Origin of the sequence: Pedobacter sp. AW31-3R (assembly GCF_052180285.1) — a bacterium.
GTDB lineage: Bacteria > Bacteroidota > Bacteroidia > Sphingobacteriales > Sphingobacteriaceae > Pedobacter.
The window spans coordinates 4,260,941-4,284,533 of record NZ_CP197475.1 but is presented as its reverse complement, the minus strand read 5'-3'; the positions used below and the strand labels follow the sequence as shown (position 1 = coordinate 4,284,533).

The 23,593-nt window shown below is 36.3% G+C and carries 17 protein-coding genes and 2 pseudogenes; 10 read left to right on the top strand and 9 right to left on the bottom strand.

Annotated features, from left to right (window positions below):
* Positions 1-96 precede the first annotated feature (96 nt).
* The 4 genes and pseudogenes from ACSBL2_RS17515 to ACSBL2_RS17500 form a co-directional block, all read left to right on the top strand.
* Complete coding sequence (locus ACSBL2_RS17515) at positions 97-828, top strand: glycosyltransferase family 2 protein (RefSeq protein ID WP_442587845.1); 732 nt, start codon at positions 97-99, stop codon at positions 826-828.
* Positions 829-1,043: 215 nt separating this feature from the next.
* Positions 1,044-1,471, top strand: a pseudogene (locus tag ACSBL2_RS17510) (transposase); the annotation flags it as partial.
* A gap of 329 nt (positions 1,472-1,800) precedes the next feature.
* The gene (locus ACSBL2_RS17505; RefSeq protein ID WP_442587844.1) at positions 1,801-3,345 is read left to right on the top strand and encodes an ISL3 family transposase; all 1,545 of its coding nucleotides are present in this window, start codon (positions 1,801-1,803) and stop codon (positions 3,343-3,345) included.
* Positions 3,346-3,390: 45 nt separating this feature from the next.
* Positions 3,391-3,834 (top strand): annotated as a pseudogene (locus tag ACSBL2_RS17500) (transposase); the annotation flags it as partial.
* 54 nt (positions 3,835-3,888) lie between these two features.
* On the opposite strand, the gene ACSBL2_RS17495 reads toward ACSBL2_RS17500, so the two are convergent.
* Genes ACSBL2_RS17495 through ACSBL2_RS17485 form a run of 3 tightly spaced genes read right to left on the bottom strand, consistent with a single transcriptional unit; the run spans position 3,889 to position 8,094 of the window.
* Positions 3,889-5,430: a S8 family serine peptidase gene (locus tag ACSBL2_RS17495; protein ID WP_442587843.1), complete on the bottom strand. Its 1,542-nt coding sequence runs from the start codon at positions 5,428-5,430 to the stop codon at positions 3,889-3,891.
* Between the two features lie 4 nt (positions 5,431-5,434).
* Entirely contained in the window at positions 5,435-7,204 is a 1,770-nt protein-coding gene (locus tag ACSBL2_RS17490) for an FKBP-type peptidyl-prolyl cis-trans isomerase (protein WP_442587842.1), read from the bottom strand.
* Between the two features lie 38 nt (positions 7,205-7,242).
* Positions 7,243-8,094, bottom strand: a complete 852-nt coding sequence (locus tag ACSBL2_RS17485) for a hypothetical protein (RefSeq protein WP_442587841.1) — start codon at positions 8,092-8,094, stop codon at positions 7,243-7,245.
* Positions 8,095-8,399: 305 nt separating this feature from the next.
* Here ACSBL2_RS17485 and ACSBL2_RS17480 point away from each other — a divergent pair, with 305 nt between their 5' ends.
* Both ACSBL2_RS17480 and ACSBL2_RS17475 read left to right on the top strand, forming a co-directional pair.
* Positions 8,400-12,101 carry a SusC/RagA family TonB-linked outer membrane protein gene (locus ACSBL2_RS17480; protein WP_442587840.1) on the top strand — a complete coding sequence of 1,234 codons (3,702 nt, stop codon included), beginning with the start codon at positions 8,400-8,402 and terminating at the stop codon, positions 12,099-12,101.
* A 61-nt stretch (positions 12,102-12,162) separates the two neighbouring features.
* Positions 12,163-13,560 (top strand): RagB/SusD family nutrient uptake outer membrane protein, encoded by a 1,398-nt coding sequence (locus ACSBL2_RS17475; RefSeq protein ID WP_442587839.1) that lies wholly within the window; start codon positions 12,163-12,165, stop codon positions 13,558-13,560.
* A 792-nt stretch (positions 13,561-14,352) separates the two neighbouring features.
* On the opposite strand, the gene ACSBL2_RS17470 is transcribed toward ACSBL2_RS17475, so the two are convergent.
* The 3 genes from ACSBL2_RS17470 to ACSBL2_RS17460 all read right to left on the bottom strand — a co-directional run bounded on the left by ACSBL2_RS17470 (position 14,353) and on the right by ACSBL2_RS17460 (position 15,852).
* Positions 14,353-14,613: a hypothetical protein gene (locus tag ACSBL2_RS17470; protein ID WP_442587838.1), complete on the bottom strand. Its 261-nt coding sequence runs from the start codon at positions 14,611-14,613 to the stop codon at positions 14,353-14,355.
* 92 nt (positions 14,614-14,705) lie between these two features.
* Entirely contained in the window at positions 14,706-14,969 is a 264-nt protein-coding gene (locus ACSBL2_RS17465) for a hypothetical protein (protein WP_442587837.1), read from the bottom strand.
* A 208-nt stretch (positions 14,970-15,177) separates the two neighbouring features.
* On the bottom strand, positions 15,178-15,852 hold the full coding sequence (locus ACSBL2_RS17460) for a glycosyltransferase domain-containing protein (protein WP_442587836.1): 675 nt from the start codon (positions 15,850-15,852) through the stop codon (positions 15,178-15,180).
* Between the two features lie 221 nt (positions 15,853-16,073).
* Here ACSBL2_RS17460 and ACSBL2_RS17455 point away from each other — a divergent pair, with 221 nt between their 5' ends.
* From ACSBL2_RS17455 to ACSBL2_RS17445, 3 genes are all read left to right on the top strand, one after another.
* Entirely contained in the window at positions 16,074-17,405 is a 1,332-nt protein-coding gene (locus ACSBL2_RS17455) for a serine/threonine protein kinase (protein WP_442587835.1), read from the top strand.
* Complete coding sequence (locus tag ACSBL2_RS17450; RefSeq protein ID WP_442587834.1) at positions 17,402-18,097, top strand: glycosyltransferase family 2 protein; 696 nt, start codon at positions 17,402-17,404, stop codon at positions 18,095-18,097. Before ACSBL2_RS17455 ends, ACSBL2_RS17450 begins: the two co-directional genes overlap by 4 nt.
* A gap of 232 nt (positions 18,098-18,329) precedes the next feature.
* The gene (locus ACSBL2_RS17445; RefSeq protein ID WP_442587833.1) at positions 18,330-20,723 is read left to right on the top strand and encodes a glycoside hydrolase family 95 protein; all 2,394 of its coding nucleotides are present in this window, start codon (positions 18,330-18,332) and stop codon (positions 20,721-20,723) included.
* Between the two features lie 8 nt (positions 20,724-20,731).
* Here the strand turns inward: ACSBL2_RS17445 and ACSBL2_RS17440 are convergent, their stop codons facing one another.
* Both ACSBL2_RS17440 and ACSBL2_RS17435 read right to left on the bottom strand, forming a co-directional pair.
* Positions 20,732-21,379, bottom strand: coding sequence for a glycosyltransferase family 2 protein (locus ACSBL2_RS17440; protein WP_442587832.1), 648 nt, complete (start codon positions 21,377-21,379; stop codon positions 20,732-20,734).
* Between the two features lie 2 nt (positions 21,380-21,381).
* Positions 21,382-22,017 carry a glycosyltransferase family 2 protein gene (locus ACSBL2_RS17435; RefSeq protein WP_442587831.1) on the bottom strand — a complete coding sequence of 212 codons (636 nt, stop codon included), beginning with the start codon at positions 22,015-22,017 and terminating at the stop codon, positions 21,382-21,384.
* 134 nt (positions 22,018-22,151) lie between these two features.
* Between ACSBL2_RS17435 and ACSBL2_RS17430 the strand changes: the two genes are divergently transcribed.
* Entirely contained in the window at positions 22,152-22,865 is a 714-nt protein-coding gene (locus ACSBL2_RS17430) for a hypothetical protein (protein WP_442587830.1), read from the top strand.
* Here the strand turns inward: ACSBL2_RS17430 and ACSBL2_RS17425 are convergent.
* Entirely contained in the window at positions 22,854-23,573 is a 720-nt protein-coding gene (locus tag ACSBL2_RS17425; protein ID WP_442587829.1) for a glycosyltransferase family 2 protein, read from the bottom strand. The genes ACSBL2_RS17430 and ACSBL2_RS17425 overlap by 12 nt on opposite strands.
* Positions 23,574-23,593 lie beyond the last annotated feature (20 nt).

Below are 23,593 nucleotides of genomic sequence, written 5' to 3'. Positions count from 1 at the left end.
CAAAAAATTGAGATGGACATTTGTATCAAAAGATAAATTAAATCTCTATGCTATACATTTTTGAGTAAATTGTATTGATTAAAAATTAATGATAAAATGACAGAAATAGATATAATAATATTGAGTTATGCACAAAATGAGGAATTGAAAAATACCACATTAAATTGTCTTAATTCTTTAATGATTTCAGAGGCACCAGATCAAATAAAATTTAATGTTGTTGTAATTGAGTCAGAAAAATCAATCAAGCCTTATCAATATCCGAATAGTCATACCATTTATCCTGAACAAGCCTTCGGCTACCATAAGTATATGAATATTGGAATTTCGGTAACTTATGCTTCATTTATATGCTTATGTAATAATGACCTCGTATTTCACCCATTCTGGGCGACAGAGATATTAAACGCATTTTATGAGGATCGATATATTAGTAGCGCGTCTCCTGTTTGTTCTATTCATCATCCAAAGATGGGGATTGAACTTAATAATGGAATAATATATGGCTATCGTATTAGATTTGAAGTCTCAGGTTGGTGTATATTTCTCAAAAGAGATATTTTTCGTTTAATTGGGAAATTGGATGAGAATTATTTGTTTTGGTGCGCAGATAACGACTATGCAAATACATTAGGTGTATTAAAATTAAGGCATGCTTTGGTTACATCGTCAATTGTAGATCATCTCGAAAATGTAACTCTTAATAAACAAAGTGAAGAAAGAATTGATGAATTAACAGAAAAGGGAGGTCATTATTTTTATAAAAAATGGAAACCACGTTTAGGAGATGGGTGGCAATTGATCAGTAATAATCAGTCTGTCATATGAATGTTTAACCTTATTTATAACCAATAATAAAGTTGAAAATAAGATTAAACAAAATAGTAGATACTGTGAATACGCCTATTTTGAGGGTGTAAAATAGACTTTGTCAAATAGTCAAATTGTTAATTTTAACTTAGAGACGCAGTTTATACAATAAAAAAGATGACCAGATCGAGTATGAGCAAATGAAGTAAAAAACCCTAGAGCAATTGCGTTCGGCCAAACATATCAAGGATATGTACGATACTGATATCAGTCACGCCACTTTATCAGCCATTACAGATAAGATTATTCCTGAGGCGAAGAAAAAGGCAATCAAGACCATTGGAAGATTTGTATACCATTGTTTGGTTGGATGTGATGAACTATAACGTAAAAGAGGACCATCGCATGATTTCTAATGCAGTCTACAATATTATTGGAATAGACCGCCATGGTTATAATACCCTACTAGGGATCTATGTTTCATAAATCAAGGGAACAAATTTCTGGCTCACGGTATTAACCAATTTATAGAAAAGCGATGTAAAAAACATTCTGATTGCCTGTATCGATAACCTAAAAGGGATTTCTGTTGCCATTGGTACAGTTCCCTCAAGCAAAAATCAAACCCTTTATAGTCCACCAAATTCGAAATAGCTTAAAATTATAGTCGGTAAGTAATAGTGCAGCAAAATCGGCAAATAAGGACGGTTCTTCGCCAATTTTGATGCAATGACATGAATTTCGAATTCATAGATAAACACTTGTAAGTCAGCATGTTTATCGTAATTTTCTCTTGTTTTACATCTGATTTTTCTGTAAATTAAAGGACTGAATAACAGATATTTAACCTTGATTTTACCTCACACACTTCACCAAAATCTTGCAGCCTTATTTTATGCTGACTGCAAGATCGAAATATACCGGTCAGAAATACAAACATCGATAATTCGGCTATTTGCCCAAAGACCCGGAAAGCATGCCCAATGTCCCATGTGCTTGAAGAATAGCCATACTGTACGATCATTATATTTCAGAACTCTAATAGACCTTCCTATGGTCGATAATAAGGTTTTTATCATCCTTAAGATACGCCGCTTCGCATGTAAAAACCTCAAATGCCTTAAGCTGATATTTTCAGAACGTTGCAATGATATTACTAAGCCATATTCTAGACGGACTGAAAGAGCCACAGGGTATTTAAGGTCGATCCTTATTGAGATATCTTCAAACAAAGGCGCTTACTTTTCTAAACTGATGCAAGTTCCCGTCAGTAACAATACTTGCCTCAGGTTAATTAAGTCTATGATCATGCCTGTACATGATAATCTGTTGTGTGTGGGCATAGATGATTGGGCAAAACGAAAAGGAATGAACTATGGATCGATCCTCGTTAATGCAGAAACTGGACGCACCATTGATCTTCTGAATAGCAGGGATTCAAATGATGTTATAGATTGGTTTTCAACTCATCAAGAGGTTAAATATGTAACTAGGGATAGAGCGACATCTTATGCAAGTGCAATTACAAAATCAATACCTGCAGCAAAACAAATCGCTGATAGATTTCACTTGGTAAAGAATCTTGGTGATGCTATCCACGAAGAAATCAGACTCGAATACGGCCATTTGAAGCAGATTGCAAAAAATCTTTCCGCTGATGTAAAGATAATTTCGTCCAACACAGCGGGTGTGGATGCTGATGATGTCGTTGGTCCAATTAGTGAGCCAGGTATTTCTTTATACATGACTGAAAGACAAGAGAAGTTTCAGTTAATGGTAAAGTTAAAAAAAGATGGACACAATCTAACTGACATTGCCCGGAGAATGCAAATGAACTGGCGTACGGTGAAAAAATATTTGACATCATCATTACCATCGATCAAAAGGGAAACACGTGTAAATTACAATAAGTATATGAACCAAGTCAACCACATGATTAATTTGGAAATCAATCCTACAGCCATGTTTAAGTCGCTTAAGGATCTCGGCTTGAATTGTTGTGAGCGTTCTTTTACTAGGTGGTTTACAATAAAGTTCCCTGCTTATCAGCACAAATGGAACAGGGCATGCCTTCAACCATTAGAAATTAAAAAACCTAGCATTTGGATCAACTATATTCCTCCTTTAAAAAAGCTAGCGATATTTATAACGAATCCGGGTTATGGCGTTTCAAAAGAGACGGGCGAGTGCTCAAAGGAAAAAGAAATTGTGGATGAAATGGTAGATAAAGTTCCTATTCTGGCTAGCATTCGTAAGGCTTACATCGACTTTAGGACAATTTTGAAAGGAGGATGCCCCGAACAATTAGATGTGTGGATAAAAGAAGTTCAATTAATGGGTAGGAAAAAAATAGATCACTTTTGTAATGGATTAAAGAAAGACATTCTGGCCGTGAAAAATGCCATCATTCACAACTGGACTAACGGGTTAGTCGAAGGATGTGTAAACAGGTTGAAAAACAAAAAGCGTGAGATGTATGGTAGATGCGGATTTCAATTGCTTAGACGGAAGGTTTGTCTTTCAGTAATGGGATGATTGCATCAAAATTGGCGAAGAACCACTCTTAATTACCAAAAATGCTGCATTATTATTTACCGATTACAAAAATGCGTAACCTCCAAAGATCAAAAAACATTCATGGCACATCTTAAGCCCATCTATACAGCTGATACACTTGAGCAAGCCGAACTCCGGTAGGACGATCTGGAAGCTAAATGAGACAAAAAGTATGAAAAAGTGATCAAATCCTAGAGAAACAATTGGCTAAAATTGACAAGCTATTTTCGTTATGATTCTGATATACGTAGACTAATTTATACCACCAATATAATTGAGGGATTAGGGCGTAAGGTAACCAAAACTAAAGGTGCATTTACATCTGATATGGCACTATTAAAGTCATATACCTCGCTTATAATAACATCAGCCAGAAATGAATTATGCCTTTAAGTAATTGGGGAATAACTGATCAGAAGCATGCTAATTTGGGTTCCTGATCGAATGATGTTTTTTGAATTAAAATGAACAAAGCATCAATCCTTATGAATCAATGCCCTGACAAAGTTTATTTTACATACCCTATTTTTTTAATACATAGTCGCTCTTCATTTCTTCAGCCAAAGATAATGCTTTAAATGCGTTGATTATCCCACCCGATGAACAAACTTCAGAAAAGGGGATGGAAGTTCCATTAGTTAAACGAACAGAATGACTTACTCTTTCTACTGATTTCATAATAATGTCCTTGACATGAGTTGCCGTTAATGATGGATAATACGAGCGTATAATTGCTGCCAAGCCTGCTACAACAGGGGTTGACATGCTAGTTCCGCTTTGTATACCATATTTATTGTTTGGAAAAGTAGAATAGATGGATACACCTGGGGCAGATACATCCACCATTTTACCATAATTAGAAAACCAGGCAAGTAAACTCTGGTCGTCCTTAGAAGATGAAGCCCCTACCTCCAACCAGGCCGTGGCCTGCCCTCCGTTTTCATAAATCTTTGAAGGGAAGTTGGTTAAGGAATCCATCCTTTTTCCTTCATTACCTGCACCGTGAATAATCAGGACATCTTTTGATATCGCATATTTTACAGCTTCATCTACAAGCTTTCTGTGGGTGGAAGTTGGTTTATTTATACTTATATTTATAATCTTCGCTCCATTATCCGTAGCGTAACGTATCGCATTAGCCATATCTAAATCCAAGTAATCGCCAGCAGGTACTGTGCGTAAAACCATAACTCGAACTTGATCGGCCACTCCATCCATTCCCTTTCCGTTTTCTCTCTCTCCGGCAAGTATACCTGTTACAAATGTTCCATGATCGGGTCCGGTACCTTTTACATCAGGATTTCCATATCCTTTGTTTTGATATTCAGGATTATTTCCACGCGGATCATAATCCAAATTCGTCCAGTAGTTTACCTGAGAGTTATAATTGCCATATCGATCCTCAAATTTTTTCAAAAACTCAGCATCCTTTTTTAATTCTTGTACTATCCAATACAGGGTAAAAGCCTCCTGCTCATTCTTATAATGATAATGTTTAAAATCATCCAATGAGGGAGTAATTTTACCTATATTATTCACAATTGTGTTTAATATTTGCCTTTTTTCATGAAGTTCCAAGTAAATATTCTGCATTGGTATTCGTATACTATTCAGATCTGCTTGTAATTTTCTGGCTTTGATTGAGTTTGGATTTATTTTTCTTTCTGTACGTAGTTCTCTTACAAGATCGATATTGTCAGTATGAAAACTTCCTTTAGTTGATCCCATGAAATTCCATCCATGAACATCATCAATAAACCCATTTTTGTCATCATCTTTGCCATTATTTGGGATTTCGTTTGGGTTTTTCCAAATATTTTGTGTTAAATCTTCATGATCAATATCTACACCACCATCTATTACAGCAACGATTACAGAAATTCGTTTTTTTCCATTTAATAATAAGCTATTTGCTTTTTCAGTGCTGATACCAAAAACACCGTCTTTTTTCAAATCAAGGTTTTGCCAGTTTTGTTTTACATCGGTAATTTGCGCAGATAATGTGGAATAAATAAATAATAGATAGATAATTATTGATAATTTATAGAAAATTATTGATTTCATGATTTCAGTTTAAGATTTGAAGTAATTCGATTTCAAAGATAGCTGGACTGTTGGGGGGTATTTTTCCACCATTTGTGTGGTCTCCGTAAGCCATTTTAGCAGGTGAATAGATAATCCACTTTGCTCCTGTTGACATTAATTGAAGAGCTTCCTTCCAACTATCAGGACAATTTTCTAACTCTACTAAAGAAGGAATCCCCAAGGTATATGAACTATCGAATATTTTGCCATTAACTTCTCTACTGATATAGTGAATCTTTACATTGCTATTCAAATTAGGTTTTTTCCCATTACCCGCTTTTATTATTTTATATTGCAATCCTGATGGAAGGACTATGATTTCAGGTCTCAACTTGTTTCTTTCCAGAAATTCTCTGTTTTCCTGTTCTGTTGCATGACTGAATCCATTTTGAGCAAATTTTTCTCTTTTGAGTTCCGCTTGTTCTTTTACTTTAATAACCGTTCCCTTTCCGATTTCAGAAAATACGATTTTATCTACTTCACGTTCTTCTTTTAATAACTGAAATCCATAAGGTAATAAGCTGATACGCAGTTTATCGATGTTTTCCAAGAAATCAGCACTGTCAAGTTTCAGCATGATTCCTTTTTGATCTTCAGGTCTGAGTGTTTCATCGAACAAATACGGATAATCCTCATTCTGATTCCAATTATATTTAAATTCATTGAAAGATATTTCTTTCAGTGAATTTTCGGTGCCTAAAATAGAGCTAGTTTGTGGGGGTAGAGGAGACTTATTATTATTGATATCTTTAACTACATAAACAGTTTCTTTTCTCTTTTCCCACCTAACATGTAGTCCCAATAACCTGTCCAGATCATTAATAGCTGTTTTATAAAGTTGTATATCATTCTGACCTGTATCTGGATATAATGATTCAAAACATAGTGCATGTTCCATTATCCACTCTTGAGCATATCCTTGCTCCATTATATTTTTGTATCTATAGATCGAGCGATCCGCCACTTCCCATATTACACTGTTGGGTTGTCCCAATATTGAAGGAGTGACCATCATATTAGATGGATATATCTTTGATAAATACATAAAATATGATATATAAATAGGCTGATTGAGGAAGTAAGTCCTTATTGTTTTATTCTTTTGATTGCGAATAATATCTTGTCCTCCAGTCCAGGACACAGCACTAACTTTTTGTCTATAATCACTTATTGCTGCATATTGAATGGGTGTATTTTTATCCATTTGCATAGAATCTATCTCAAAAAGAGGTATTTTTGAGTCAAATTGATAGAAATCATATTTAAGGCCCAAAGTAGGTTGTCGTCCTTCAAGGATAGCGCTGATATTTTGCATGTCCACATATTCTGCTGAAGTAATTCCAATAACTTTTCCTTTGTATATCCATACTTCATGCGGCACTCCGTGGTGTTTAAAAAGTTGATGAAAAATTTTATCTTCTACAACAGAGGGTAAAAGTATGTTTTTAGTATATCTATTAGTTTTCAGGTAATCAAGCGTACGCTTTTCTTCTTCCGCTGTTACAGGTATAATGCTAATTTTAGAACCAAAATAATTTTGTAATTCCTGCATATGAGGCATAGCGGCAACGCAAGCAGCACAACTGGTATCCCAAAAATCTATAATTAACAATTTATCTTTAAATTCCGAACTTTTGGCTGTTTTTTTTGACCATCTAATTATTTTTGGAATAACAAAATCGGGAATAGTATCTCCCACTGAAATGGTCTGGTAATGTTTGACTTGAGCATTCAAACTAAATTTATTGCTCATGATAAGCAATAATAATATTATATAAATTTTGGATTTCATTAGTTAATTTCTTTGATAACGAACATTTCTATTTCACGCATTTCTTCACTCAAACTGAGATCGTATGGGGCTAAAGCTTTTTGAATCGCGGATATATCATTCCAGTCTTTAATTTCTAGCTGTATATCAACTAGTCCTTTATAACCTGTCTGGTCAATTACTGGTAATGGTCCTTGTTTTGACATAGCACTTACCAACTCTCCTATATTTACATTAGTAAAATGTCCCCGTGAATAGTCGGAAGTAATTCCTCCTCCTGGAGCTTTAATCCTATCTTTTTTAGAAGTTCGGATGAGAACAAATATTTTTGTTATTCTTTTCTGCTTTTCAGTTGTGACATTCAGTAAAGATTCTATAATATATTTTTCAGGAGGAAAGCCCTGAATTGTTCCAGCGGGGAATACCATTTCAAAACATTTTAAATTTTTTCTCATCCACTCTAACTCACTCCCGTAAGTTGGGTTATAACGATATTTTGAGGGGTCTTTTACTTCAAGAACCACATTTGATTGAGGGTAAAGACCATGAGTCAGTAAATCTTCGACCGACATATTTATCATGTAAACTCTTGTGGTTCCTGCTGTAGTGTCATTCTCGTAGATGGCTTTAAATCCATAATTCCCAATCGTCTGTGGAACACCTTCCCTATATCCACTCAGTAAATAATACCTTAAGAAACGATTTCTATTCTCTAGTTGTTCTCCTTTTAGTTTAAAAGTTGATTTTGAAGATGTGTAATCAAAAAGTGGTGATTTATAGTTACTACTAAGACTATCAGTTTGTCCAATGGCTTGAATCGAATGCGTACCAATTAAAAGCAAGATTTTCAGAGATAATGTCAGTTTGTTCATTTGTGTATTAGTTATTTCATCTACTTACAAGTGGAGAAAAATAGATTGACCTCCTAATGCAACTATTAAAATATTTTTATTCGCCCATTTGAATTAGGAGGATCTGATATATTTCTCTACTGTTATTTTAAATAGTAGAATATCGGAAAGGAGGTAGATTGATGGAATGAGAATTACTCTTTATCAATGGCGACGCGGCAAGAATTAAATAGCTGTTTTGCAAAACAAACTAAACAAAATTTAATAATAAACAACACGCAGAATTAATAGTTGTTCTGCTCCAAACACACCAAACCAAAAAATGTATGATTATTTTTACAAAACAATCAGTTAAATTATTAGGTGACCGGTTAAAGCCGATGTTGATCATGAAGCTATTGTTAGTATTATCTATCACTTATACACTGCAGGCAAATGCTGCGGCGTACGGTCAGGATATAACTTTGCGTCAGCACAGAATTAGCCTTAACCAGATTTTTAAAGAAATTAAGCGTCAGACAGATTATGATGTGTTCTGGCAAGCTCAAAATCTTAATGCAGATCAGCTAATTACAGTTAACTTCAAGCATACCTCTTTAACCAAGGTTATGGACCTATGCCTTTCAGGAAAAAAGCTAATCTACACAATAGCAGACCGGAGTATAATCATCAAACCTGCCATAAGTTTATCCGATGGTTCAGAGCCAGAAATGATCCGTCAGGATTCCAGCCTTTACAGAGGACGCGTGGTAGATGAGAAAGGCAAATTTCTAATTGGAGCTACCGTATCAGTTAAGGGGGCCAAAAGCGGAGTGGCTTCCGATAAAAATGGATACTTTGAGCGTTATGCTCGAAATAAAAATACGTTGATAATTACCTTTATTGGTTTTCAAAATCGGGAAATCACTTTACTAGGGTTGGATCCTAAACAGGAGATCATCGTCCGAATGCAACCAGGAATGGAGCAACTTGGGGAAGTAAATATTGTAAGTACAGGATATCAAGATGTGCCCAAAGAGCGTTCTACTGGTGTATTTGAAACCATTACTGCCAAACAATTGCAACACAGCAATGACCCAAACCTTTTAAAGAGACTCGATGGGATTACTACTAGTGTTAATATTAATAACAGGGAATTTGGATTCGAGAACTATACCAATTCTGCACAGGAAGGGACTTATGGACAAAGAAAATCTCCGCTTGCCAATTTAACCATCCGCGGGAAAAATACCCTACCTTCAACAATTAATGGCAGACCCAATCCAACCGGCCAGCCCTTGGTCGTGATCGATGGAGTTGCTAGCCCTTATTCAGTTGATTATATCAATCCTAATGACGTGGAAACTGTTACTCTTTTAAAGGATGCGGCTGCTGCCTCAATCTGGGGTTCTAGGGCAGCAAATGGGGTAATAGTGATTACCACTAAAAAGGGACAGTATGACCGTCCTTTAACCGTTAATTTCAATAGCAACTTTAATATTACCGAGAAGATAGATCTATTTTATAACAAGTATATGAGTACCTCTGATGTGATTGACTTTCAAAAAACAGCTTACAATGCTCAGTATGATCCTGCTGATCCCAATGCTTATTATGCAGATCCTTCCTTAGGTACAAATTATTTCTATAGACCTCTTGTTTTTGAGATCATGAATGCTCAAAAAATGGGTAAGATTACGTCTTCGGAAGCGAATACGCAAATAGATGCCCTGAGGAGTAATGATATCCGTAAGGATCTTACTAAGTACTTTTTCCGCAATAGGCTGCAGCAGAGTTATTCGTTAGCGTTGAATGGAGGATCAAAAAAAATGGCTTACAATTTATCTGGGGGATATGACAAAACGCTGAATAATACTTTACATTCCGACAATGATAGATTATCACTGACCTATAGTACTTCAGTTAAGCTGTTGAGAAATTTGTCATTAGGTGGATCCATTTCTTATTTTTTAACCAGGACTAATGACCAAGCTTCTGCTACATTTGATGGTCCGGGACATTTAACAGGATCTGTGAATGATACCTATCAGATCTATACCCGTTTAGCAGATGACCAAGGGAATCCATTAACAATTCCATTCCAATATCGTTCTTCATTTCTGGATTTTCTAGGGTCGACTTATGGTAACAAATTGTTGAATATGCAATATAATCCTCTACAGGATATAAAAGAAAATTTCTCCAAGACAAAATACCAGACACTTTCGATGAACGCATTTGCTGGCTATGAGATAATTTCCGGGGTTTCGTTAAATCTTACTTACAGCTATAACAAATCAATGAACAGTAGCCTAGAGTTACATGGTAAAAATTCTTATTATATACAGGAGAGGGTGAATTATTTTACTGATCCTAATACACTTAAAAGAGCATTAACTTGGGGCGAATATCGTGTGACTGATGATAATGATGGAGAAAATCAGAGCTATATTGCCAGGGTTAATGTTAATAAAGAGTTGGGTAAACATGCCATTAATGCTGTTGCAGGAATGGATGTAAACCAGAATCGTTCTTCTGCAATCCGTTATAACACTTGGGGTTATGATTCGAGTACGCAGCAATACCAAACGACCTCAAATACTGGTTTAAATCACACACTTTGGGGTTTCATCTATTATCCTTATGATTATTTACCAGGGTCTGGCTTAAGTTTTGGCAGTTCTCAGGTGCGCACAGTGAGTGCATTTTCCAATGTGGGATATAGTTATGACAAACGCTATAATTTTACCGCCAGTATCCGAAATGATGCTAGCAGTCAGTTTGGTGCAGGGACTAATAAATGGAAGTCACCATTTTATCATTTTGGGCTGGGCTGGAATATCAACAATGAACATTTTTACAAATGGAGTTTTATTCCATTGTTGAAATTGCGAGCCACATTTGGTTATAATGGTAACCAGAATCCACTTGTTTCTTCATACCCAATGGTCAGCAATGGGAGTCGCCGTCAACGCACGGATGTCTCGCAAGACTTGATTGTGGTCAACTTAGATGGAAACGTTCCTAATCGGTTACTTCGTCCAGAAAGGACTGCAATGTTGAATGTGGGATTTGATTTTGGGTTTAAGGATAACAGAATTTGGGGAAGTTTTGACTATTATGATAAACGAACCAGTGATTTACTTGCCGGGGGGCCAATCGACCCGGCGACAGGCTATAGTAATGTTATTTACAATACGGCTGACCTTCATGGCTGGGGAACAGATTTTACACTGAATTCTATTAATGTTAAAAGAAATAAGTTCAGTTGGAACAGTACATTCCTTTTCAGCTACAATAGGGTCAAAGTAACCAAAGTATATACTAATAGACCTGATATTGTAAGGACATATGTTGAAGGAGATGTGGTTTATAGTGAAAATTCAGACTTATCTCGGTTATTTGCATATACTTGGGGAGGACTTGATCCGGAGACAGGAGACCCGAGGGGCATTTTAAATGGTCAGCCAGTGAGAATTGATAATGGAAATTTAGGTAGAAATAATATGATTGATATTGAAAATGCACCCAGTTCTAGTTCAAGTATTAAATATATGGGATCCCAGGTGCCAGTGTATTTTGGGTCATTGAGAAATACTTTTACTTATGGCAGGTTTAGCGTTTCGCCGAATATACAGTTCAAACTGGGTTATTATTTTCGAAAACCTAATGTGTTAAATTATTTTTATTTAACAAATTATGGTTCTCTTCAGTCTGCTGATTATAACAAACGCTGGCAAAAGCCAGGGGACGAGTTGTTTACGAATATTCCTTCGCTGACTTTTCCGGCAGATATAAATAAAGAGAATTTTTATTATAAGTCAGAAGTTAACGTGTTAAAAGGTGATCATATTCGGTTGCAGGAAGTAAACTTTGATTATTCATTTGGTGGTAAGAATTGGGGTTTTATTAAAAATCCAAGAGTCTCAGTTAGGATACCTACGGGAAATGTAATTCTATGGAGAGCAAATAAAGCAGGGGTAGACCCAGAAATTGCTGATTACCCGGTGCCAAAGACATATGGGGTTGGATTTAGTGCTAGTTTTTAATGATGATAACTGAGAAAATTTATCACATGACATATATTGTTTATTAAATAAAACTACAATTATGAAGAATATTAAATTATATTTTACTTCTGTAATGCTAATAATGATCCTCGGATCATGTGAGAAGTATCTGGATGTAAACAGTAACAACACTCAGGTTCCCATCACTACAGTAGAGCAATGTCAGCAACTGTTAAATGATGATGATGTGCTTAACAATAATTATCCTGGAGATGGCTTGATTTCAGGAGAAGAGTTTTATGTTTCTGATTTACAGCTTAATGCGGGTATTGTTTCCGGAGTAATAGATTTGAATGCAAGGAATTTGTATACTTGGGATGCATCAGCATTTGGGGACGAATGGCAATCTTCTTATGCAAAAGTCAACCGTGCAAATATAATTTTGGAGAGTCTGGAAAAAATTGAGAAGAAAGGTGGTAGTGATGCTACGGAACTCAATAATGTAAGAGGCCAAGCCCTATTTTTTAGGGCGTATTCATTTTGGCAGCTCGCTCAGTTATATACTAAGCCTTATAATGTAGCAACGGCATTACAGGATTTAGGAATTCCTCTTCATTTAACGGCTGATGTAAATGAAAAATCAGTTCGTGGAAGTGTCCAGCAGACATATGATAGGATCTTGCTGGATCTGAATGCGGCAATTCCACTTTTGGCACCTGACTTTTTTGTTCCCACTCGTCCAACAAAAGCAGCAGCATATGCAATGCTGGCTAGAGTATACCTTGGGATTGAAGATTATGCGAAAGCACTAACTAATGCAACAGAAGCCTTGAATTTGAATAGTCAATTGATGAATTTCAATGATCTTGATGGAAACTCTGGCAATCCAATCCCAAGATATAATCAGGAAATGATATTTAGTGCAGTTTCTACTGGAGCTGGAGTAGCGTTGCTTAGGCCTAATGAGTATGCGAAGATTAATCAGGATTTGATTGACTTATATGGAACAAATGATCTGAGAAAGGAAGTGTTCTTTAGTCAGAACACAGAAGATAACAGTTATTATTTTACTGGTAATTACGCCGCGAATACATCGGCCAGTTTTTTTACTGGTCTTGCCGTGGATGAAGTTCTTTTAACTAGGGCAGAGTGTTACGCTAGAACAGGAAATGTCGGAGATGCAATGGTGGATCTAAATAAATTACTTGTAAGTAGATGGAATACGAATGAAGGAACTACTCCTTATATTCCTATTAGCGCTGTAGATGCGAATGATGCCTTGGGGAAAGTGACATTGGAACGCAGAAAGGAACTTGTATTTAGAAGTATGCGCTGGACGGATCTACGGAGATTAAATAAAGAAACGCTGTTTGCAAAAACGCTGACAAGAACAGTTTCAGGAATGAACTACACTTTACCTCCCAACGACCTGAGATATACACTTCTTATCAAAAGGGATGCAGTTAATTATGGTGGAATCGAACAGAACCAAAGGTAGCCTATTAATAAGTAATCGGATTCGATCAAATAATTTCAGTTTTATTACTAATTCTTTAACTCACCAGCAGGATGTTCATCCTGCTGGTGAGTTAAAGAATTCTTACTGTGCTCTAGTATACACATATTTTTTGACGTTTCCTGATGGCTGAGCTTGAAATGGTGAAATCCCAGCAGCAGTTAGATAAGTATTAAGATTAGTAGTTAAAACAGGCTGAGTCGATGCTATAGTAGCATACACTGAGCAAACGTTAACCGGTGTACCGGTACAACTTGGGTCATTAGGAATTGCCACGTAATTAGACGCTATTAGTCTATCAGTAGGAGTCGTTTTGATATACGTGAACCATGATCTTGCCATATTATTTAAATATCTTTATAGGTCAAAAGATATCAGAAAACTTTAATTGATGCCTACTCTAGACAAGGTTTTCGGCTTCCCCCTATGGTAGTGAAATATTACTCAAATCCTTACCATATCACTAATTTACTGAGTCTTTTTTTTATATCATTGGTATTATGTCCCAATATATTTTTTTTAAATTATTCATATTGTATCCATCTTAATTGCATATTTTCGCCTACAATCATTTGGTATATAAGCGTCACCCAAATTAGGGTGAATACAATAAATTGGTACAGAATGAAAAGCCGAAACTCTACTTATGACCTTATGAATTTCAGGGAGGAGGTCAATCATGCTCTTTAAAAATGTTGGATTTTTTTGTAAATCATTCTAATGATGTAAATTGAATTACTTTATTATTTGATTGCTAATACCAATTAGAGTTTGCTAGTATCTAAGGTATACATGTTTTTTAGCATCTATTGGTCTTTCCGGTTGAAGTATTCCAGTCGCAAGCGCTTGATCAATATATAATAATAGATTTGCTGAAAGAGGGGCTTTTGGATTTTGACCCTCTTCAGCTTTAGTAGCATATATAGCACATATTTGCTGTCCACAAAGACAATAAAAAAATAAATTTTCGCTTAAATAATAGTTCGAAACTACCTTTGGATCTCCTTCACCAAAGGTGTACCATGCTTTTGACATAAGAAATTTTTTTATAATAAATGATAATTTTCATATTTTGTGTTATTTTAAGTTGATTAAACTTAGACGGCATTAGTCAGTATTTATAAATACTATTGAGATCTTGTATATACATATTTTTTAACATCATTTCCGGTTGGTTGGTTTTCATAAGGAAAAACAGCCGCTGCTTTTAGATATGATTTTAAATTTGGAGTAATGATTGGTTGCGTACTTGATATTCCTGCATAGACTGCACAAATGTTGACAGGATTATCAGAACAGCACGATGGTTGACCAGGAATTGCTGAATAGTTAGAGGCAATTAATTTGTCTTTCGGCGTAGACTTATTATAATGGAACCAAGATTTTGCCATAATAAATATATCTTTTGTATCAAAAAATATGAAAATTTTAGACTGTAATGCCTACTCTGGTCCGGGTTTTCGGCTTCCCCCTTATTTTTGTAGTATGTATAATTAATGTTGCTGCTAATCTAATAAGTCCTTTTAAGATTTAGTAAGGTCATATTTCCCAATATCAGAGCGATTTATTTTTTTCAGGTGAACTGAAAATGTAAAGACGCTAGGAATATTTCATAAAACTATTGTTGATCAAATTGTCCGGATACACTTTAAATTTTACCTGATGTTTGTGAAGTAAATAGGGAAAACTTAGCTGATCCTGTATGGAATAGAGACTATTGTGTAAATACCAATCGCTCATTAAATTGTAATCAGAATTTGTGACGATTCTTTTAGAATACATGAAACAGCCCATTGAAAATAGCTGATGATCATAAAAACTGGTATCCTGTAGATACAATTCGACCTGTTCATTGATCAACTCCCCATGATACCTAATATTTAAATAGAAATATAGTGGTGAATTTACATCGTTCATATGAAGGTTCATGAATTCCAGTTCATCTCTGATAGTAGATCTATCCGGATGATTAAATAAAAATAAATCGGCATCTTCATTTTCAAAGCGAAATATAGCTTCCAGGAAACCTTCCCTGAGAGTAAATCGGGAATCTACCCAGATGTAATAGTCATAATCTGGGAAACTCAACCATTCCATCATTTTAGGAATTTTTCCTTTCAGTCTCGTATGCAGACTGTTTTCTCTAGATTTTGTATTGAAATTATTATAGAAAGCTGTGTCTATTGAATAGTCTTTATAAGTCAATGGGGATTCAATAGCCAATTGTCTTTGACTTTCACCAAATGATGCGGTGGTCACTCTTACTCTTTTCATTAGCTTAAATTTTACTAAGTCAGATGCATCTAAAATAGGGATAGGTAGCGATCATTTTATAGGGAATTAAATTTAGGGACATAAGGGCTTAATGCTCCAAATACCTAAAGTTTTGAAGCAGTCATGTTTTATGTGAGGTATGTCCATTTTTTTTGTACTAAAATTTTATTTCTTTGGAATAGTGGAATTTCTGCTGTTTTGGGATACTTAAGACATGAACTATGAATATCCAAGATATTGACAATACCTGGTCCGAACATGGCATTAATGTAAATAGAGATGATTTTACTGTCATGTTAGATGAATTGGGTTTAAGTTATGAACAGGATGGCCAATTTGCTTTAGTTGGAGTTGAACCATCTCCAACTGATCATATTATTTACATTTCTGTGATAAGACCTCAGATCTGGGATCTTTTAACTGTTGTGTTGCCGCAACTATGTTTTTTTAAACTTACTTTTCAGATTGTGATGAATTCTGCTGTAGCGGAAATGGTGATGAGCGGTTTTTTTGGAGAGAATAACATTGGTAAGGTAATTATTTTTTTTGTTCCTTCAAACAGAGATTTTGAAGAGATCACTGCAAAGCTTATAGGTTTAACTGAGCAATATAATGGCCCGGTCATTCCGGGAGAGAGAAACCTTGGAGGACTTCTTTATCTGAATGTTCAGCAAATAGGGGGAGAGCAAGGCCGTCTAAAGGCAAACCATAATAATTGGGCAATTTTTAAGAGAAAGTATATGGTGACTTCAACTTTAAAGAGAGATGTTAAAGGTGACGTCTTAAAAGCACTATATCTGAAAAAGGCTATTAGACCCTCTTTATGCATTATTAAGGAAGGTAAAAAGTTTATGATTGCTGATGATAACGGAAGGGATATTAGAGATAGGCTAAAATGGCAGTATAAAATACAGAAAGAACTTTATGGTTTGGTGGATGTACCAAGGGTGATAGATTTTTTTGATGACAATGGAAATACCTACTTCGTTATGGAGTTTATTGAAGGGAGTCCATTAACAATTGTGATTAATGAGCTGTATAAAGAAAGAAGATGGTGGGAATTACCACTGAATGAAAAGGCAGAGTTGTTTGACCTGTTTTTCGACGTAATCGATATCTTGGAAAAATTGCACCAGAAAGGATATGTCCACCGGGATCTAAGTCCTTTGAATTTTCTAAGGAATAAGAGAGGACAGCTATATGTTATTGATTTTGAATTGACATACCATGTAGATAGTAGGTATCCACTACCTCCTTTTGGGATGGGAACCAAAGGCTTTATGCCTCCGGAACAATACGCATTTGATGTCCCTACGGTAAAAGAAGATATCTTCGGTTTAGGTGCTTTAATGCTTGGTTTTTTTGGGAATTTACCTGCTGCTATGTATGATTTTCATCAGTCCGATATAATTGCAAAGGATCTGTTTTCGTCAGTCAGAAACCTAGTTGTAACTGAACTTATAACAAGTTGTTTAAATATAATACCTCAGCATAGGCCTGATTTACAAGAAATCAGGGGGCTGATGCTTTCATGGAGAGAGGAATACATATGAATGAGATAAGTGTTTTGTTACCAGTTAAAAATGGAGAGAAATATATAGCGGAAGCTGTCGACAGTATTCTTAGGCAGACATTTGACGATTTTGAATTGTTGATTTTTGATGATGATTCCTCTGACAGTACAATTGATGTTCTAAATCAATATAGTGATTCCAGAATTAAAATATACCAGGGTAAAGATGGATTTATCGCCAACTTGAATAAAGGTATTGAGATGGCCAAAGGTCAGTACATAGCAAGAATGGATGCGGATGACATTATGCATCCCATACGTCTGGAAGCTCAGTTTAGAGTAATGGAAAGAGAGAAAGTGGAACTCTGTAGCTCATGGAGAATTATTTTTGGGGAGGGAATTGAGCCTTATGTTTATCAAAGCTATTATGGTTTAATTCCTTATCCATTACGTTTATTGTATTATTTTAATTTTGTTGTGCACCCCACTGTTATGATGCGAAAGGAATTTTTATGGAAACACGGACTGAGATATCAGCATTATCCTTATGTGGAAGATTATAAGCTTTGGTTTGAAATGGCAAAGAAAAATGCCGTATTCTATATTGATCATACTCCACTATTATTTTATCGGATGTCCAACGATCAGGTTTCAACGACCCGTGAGAAGGAGATGAACCAACAAGCTCTGGCAATGAGAGAAGAGATAGCATTGTATTTGCAAGAACTCTGATCACTTTGATCGAACACACTTTTTATTGATGTTCCAGGTTAAACTAAAACGATTCTGCAAAAATACCATTTGCAGAATTTAATTATTCACTATAAGTTTAGACTCTTATCCATTAACAGTGAATAATATGTTGACAAGTAATCAATTGATTTTAAATAGAGTTATTCTTATTCTGGTACTTATGAACAGTTTTAACTTTTGTTCTGCCCAAAATTATCAACCTTTAAAGTTAATGTATGATCAACCTGCTTCCTGCTGGGAAGAGGCCTTACCCTTAGGTAACGGTAAGATGGGGGCGATGGTATTTGGCGGTGTGGAAAATGAGCTTTTGCAATTAAATGAAAGTACTTTATGGAGTGGAGGTCCGGTTAAAGCGAATGTGAATTCCGGTGCGAAGTCGGAGCTCCCATTAATTAGAAAAGCACTGTTGGTTGATGAAGATTACACGAAGGCAAATGTGCTAACAAGGCATATGCAGGGATTTTATTCTCAATCGTATTTACCTTTGGGAGATGTATTTATTCAACAAGATTTCGGAGGATTGATTCCTAGTAGCTACCATCGCGAGCTGGATCTTGAAAATGCGGTTACTTCTACAGTTTTTAAGGTCAATGGAGTGATTTTTAAACGGGAGGTGTTTATTTCTGCCCCAGATCAGATATTAATGGTAAAGGTCACAGCATCTCAGAAGGGAATGTTGAATTTGAATATTGGAGCAAGAAGTTTATTGAAGAGCAAGGTTTCCTTGCATCGGAACAATGAGATTGTATTGGCTGGTAAAGCTCCTTCAAATATTTATCCCGTATATTATAATCCTAAAGGCAAAGAGGCAGTTACTTATGAAGATACATCCGGATGTAATGGTATGCGCTTTCAATATCGCATTCGCGTTTGTCATACCGATGGTATATTGACTGTTTTAAATGATAACCAAATGGCTGTGAATAAGGCTTCAGAGGTATTGATTTATATTACAGCAGCAACAAGTTTCAATGGTTTTGATAAATGCCCGGATAAAGATGGTAAGGACGAAAACAAAATAGCCACAAACCTGATGAATGATGCTGTGAAAAAAAACTACCGGCAACTTTATGATAATCATGTATTGGATTATCATCGATTTTTTAATCGCGTATCCTTTCGGCTTCAAAATTCTATTAATGGCAGTACTAATGCTTTGTCTACAGATAAGCGATTGAGGGCATATTCAAAAGGTGCATATGATCCGGAACTCGAGACTTTGTATTTCCAATTTGGAAGATATCTTCTGATTTCTTCATCCCGTCCCGGAGGCCCTCCCGCAAATTTGCAGGGAATCTGGAATAAAGAATTGCGTGCCCCCTGGAGTTCTAATTATACTATAAATATCAATACGCAAATGAATTATTGGCCGGCAGAAGTAACTAATCTTTCGGAAATGCATCAACCATTGTTGGACTTTATTAGTGACCTTTCTAAAACAGGTAAAGATACCGCTAAGGAATTTTATGGAACGAGAGGATGGGTTGCACACCATAATTCTGACTTGTGGGCCCTAAGCAATGCAGTAGGTGATAAAGGCAAAGGTGATCCCAGTTGGGCCAACTGGCCTATGGGAGGAAACTGGCTTTCCAGTCATTTGTATGAGCATTATTTGTTTACAGGTGATAAGGAGTTTTTGAGAAAAAAAGCTTACCCGATTATGAAGGAAGCGGCGAGGTTTACACTTGACTGGTTGGTGGAAGATAAAAATGGTTATTTGGTTACTGCACCTTCTACCACTCCTGAGAATACATTTGTAGATAAGAATGGGAAAGAACAGTCAGTTTCGGTAGCGACAACTATGGATATGTCAGTGATAAGGGATTTATTTAATAATGTGATAGATGCATCCCGTAAATTGGAGATTGATCAGACATTTAAAGATAGTTTATTGGTTGCTTATGCAAAGTTGTACCCCTTGCAGGTTGGAAAGGAGGGGCAATTGCTTGAATGGTATAAGGATTTCCCGGAGGTTGATGTTCACCACCGGCATGTATCACATCTTTTTGGTCTTTTCCCTGGCAAAGAAATTAGTCCTTTAACACCATTTTATTTTAAAGCAGCCAAAAGAACTCTGGAACGTAGAGGAGATGACGGTACAGGCTGGAGCAAGGCGTGGAAAATTAACTGGTGGGCCAGATTGAGGGATGGTGATCATGCTTACAGGCTGATTCGGGATTTACTGACTTATGTTGAAGTAAACACTCCGGGATCAGCAGTGGGGGGGGGGACTTATCCGAATCTTTTCGATGCGCATCCTCCTTTCCAGATAGATGGTAATTTTGCAGGAACTGCAGGCATGGCAGAAATGCTGATGCAAAGTCATTTGGGATATATTGATATTTTGCCCGCACTTCCCAAAGCATGGGCTGATGGAAATATTAGTGGTCTGAAAGCAAGGGGTGGTTTTGAAATTGATATCTTATGGAAAAATGGAGAACTTGTGAGTTCAAAATTGTACTCTCTATCAGGGAATCGATGTATGGTGTATACCACTGTGCCAGTAAGAATTCCTGAGCTGAACATAACCTCAACTAAATTTGACCAGGGATATCGGCTATCTTTCCAGACACAAAAGGGAAAAACCTATAAAATAGTCAGATAGTAGGCATGCTATTTTTTTAGGGTTTTATGTTTTGGGTCTTCGAAGTATTTGATAGTAGTGTTTTCTGGATGTAAGATTTTGACAAATCCGTCGATGTAGTCATGTGCAAAAGTTTTGGCTGCCGGCTGATTTACAAATTCATCGTCTTCTCCTTTATGGATATCCTGGAAGGGATGATCCTTCCAAAAGGATTTCCAATATGCAATTGTCGGACCGTTTAGCCACTGGCGACCTTTAGAGGGATTGTTACGGTTCAGTGCAGAACCAATCAGAAATGTGTCCGTTACGGGTGAAAAATAATGGACAAACTCAATTCCGCAGATGTCTGCCCCAGAGGTGAGTAGGTGATGTACTTGTTTGCTGATCCAGTCAGTTGCATACCACTCATCGTCATCCCAATGTGCTATGATTTCCCCTTTTGCTTTCTCACAGGCATAGTTTCTTTTCATACCAATGGAGCCCAATGGTTTTGTGTAAAAATAGTTGATACGGGAATCATCGGGCAATAATGGTAAAATGGAGGTTTCGCCATCATCAATAATTACCAGTTCGACATTTGCATAATCCTGTTTTAAGAAGTGATTTAATGCATACGGAATGTATTTTTGCCTGTTGGCAGTAGGCATGATGCAGGATACCAGTAACTCTTTCACCATTTTTACATTTTACTTATTGGGCCTTCAAAATATTTAACAGTCGTATTTTTAGGATGCAGAATAGCGACGAAACCGTCTATATAGTCGTGTGCAAAGACTTTTGCTCCATAACTTTTAATGAAGTCGTCGTCTTCTGACTCTTGTAGGTCTAAAAAGTGATGCTGTTCCCAATAGGTCTTCCAATAGGCAATAGTTGCGCCGTTTAACCATTGAGTTGATCTTGCTGGATTATTTCTGTTCTTTGCTGTACCTAACCAGAGGGTATCTTTTTCAGTGGAGTAAAAGTGTACATGTTCAATGCCGCAAATATCTGAGTCAGATTGGATCAGGAAATCTACCTGCCGGCTGATCCAATCCTCCGCATGCCAGTCGTCATCGTCCCAGTGCATAATGATTTCACCACTTGCCCGCTCACAGGCGTAATTTCTTTTTAATCCTATGGTGCCTATGGGAGCTGAGAAGTAGTATTTGATCTTTGGATTATTAGGTAATAAAGCTGAAATGGATACCTCCCCATCGTCTACAATGATAAGTTCTGTATTTGGATAATCCTGTTTAAGAAAATAGTCTACCGCTAAAGGTATATATTTCTGTCTGTTAGCTGTAGGCATAATACAGGATACTAGAGGCTGATTCATTTTCATAGGGATTATTTTTGCACTAATTTAAGTGGCGAGGCATGTTATTGATACGGGCAATCGCCCCAAAAAAATATCTGAACGAACTTCAATGGATTTATTAATTAACTTGAATCGATTTAATATTTATACCGATGAAAATACATTTGATCAGTTATGGTGATGCAAAGTATACCACTCAAAAAGATTTTTTGAGAGATACAGCATTAGCTTCTTCTTTTTTTGATAATATTGTTATATATGGTAATCAGGATCTAGATAGAAGCTTTGTCGCCCAGTACCAATCGATTTTAATGAATTACCGGGGAGGGGGATACTGGATCTGGAAACCGTATATAGTGAATAAATTCCTGGCTACTATACCAAAGGAGGATGTATTGGTCTATTGCGATGCCGGATGTATGATTAATGGACGCGCAGGAAAACGTTTTCAAGAGTATATTGATGTACTGATGCAGTCTGATACCGGAAGCGTAGCCTTTGATCTGGGGTTTAAAGAATTTGAATATACCAAACAGGAAGTATTTGATTATTTTGAATCAACTTCAGCCATGAAGTTCTCAGACCAACTGGTGGGTGGTATTTTTTTATTGAAGAAATGTGTCCATACTACTTCATTGGTGGATGAGTGGTATCATACCCTCCAAAAGAATCCACGGTTATTTACGGAAGACAGAAATATACAGCAACAACATCCGGACTTCGTAAAGCACCAAAGCGATCAAAGTATATTCAGTATTATCAGGAAAACCATGGGTACTGAAATTATCCCGGATGAAAGTTATTTTTTGGATTTTTTAAGGGAGGGGCAACACTCCCCAATTTGGGCTACAAGATTAAGGGGTTAATCCCACCTGTCTGTTGAGATTATACCGTACCCAGTCTCCGGTTGCCTGATCCAAAAGTTTCGCACTCCTTTGTAAAAATATAAAATAATATTTGTCCAGTTTGTTTGCTCCATGATAGTTGTAGATATAGAGGTCTGGTCGGTCTGCAATAATATGTAAATATTTGCTTCGCTCTAAATAACGGATGAGCGAGGCATCTTCAATAATATCTGCATCTTCGTAAGGGTGTTGAAGTACTATATCTTTTTTACAAAGTAAACTCCCCGCTATTTTGTAGGTAGAGGAAACATGGGCTTCATCAGTTAAGCTATTATATAACATGACATTGGTGAGGATAGAGGCCTCTCTTTTTTGTCTGACCATGAGCATATCATTGTACTGATGATGAACTCTTCGTTCACTGTACCAGTCGTCATCATCCCAGGTACAGATATAGGCTCCATTGCTTTTAGAAATGGCTTCATTTCTTGCCATGCCTAAAGAAAGGTGATTGTCACGTTCCACCACAACAATCTCTAAATCTGATAGCTCAGCTATATTCTTTACCAGGTCTTTACTTTCATGATCATCTTTTGGATAGGATATGACCAATTCTTTATTGGGATATTTCTGGGTGTCGAAGCCAATAATCGCTTTAAGTAAATATGCTGGGCGATAAGCGGTAACACAAATACATGATACGAGGGGATGTGTAACTCTGATAATCATAGTAGTTTTATTTTGAGCAC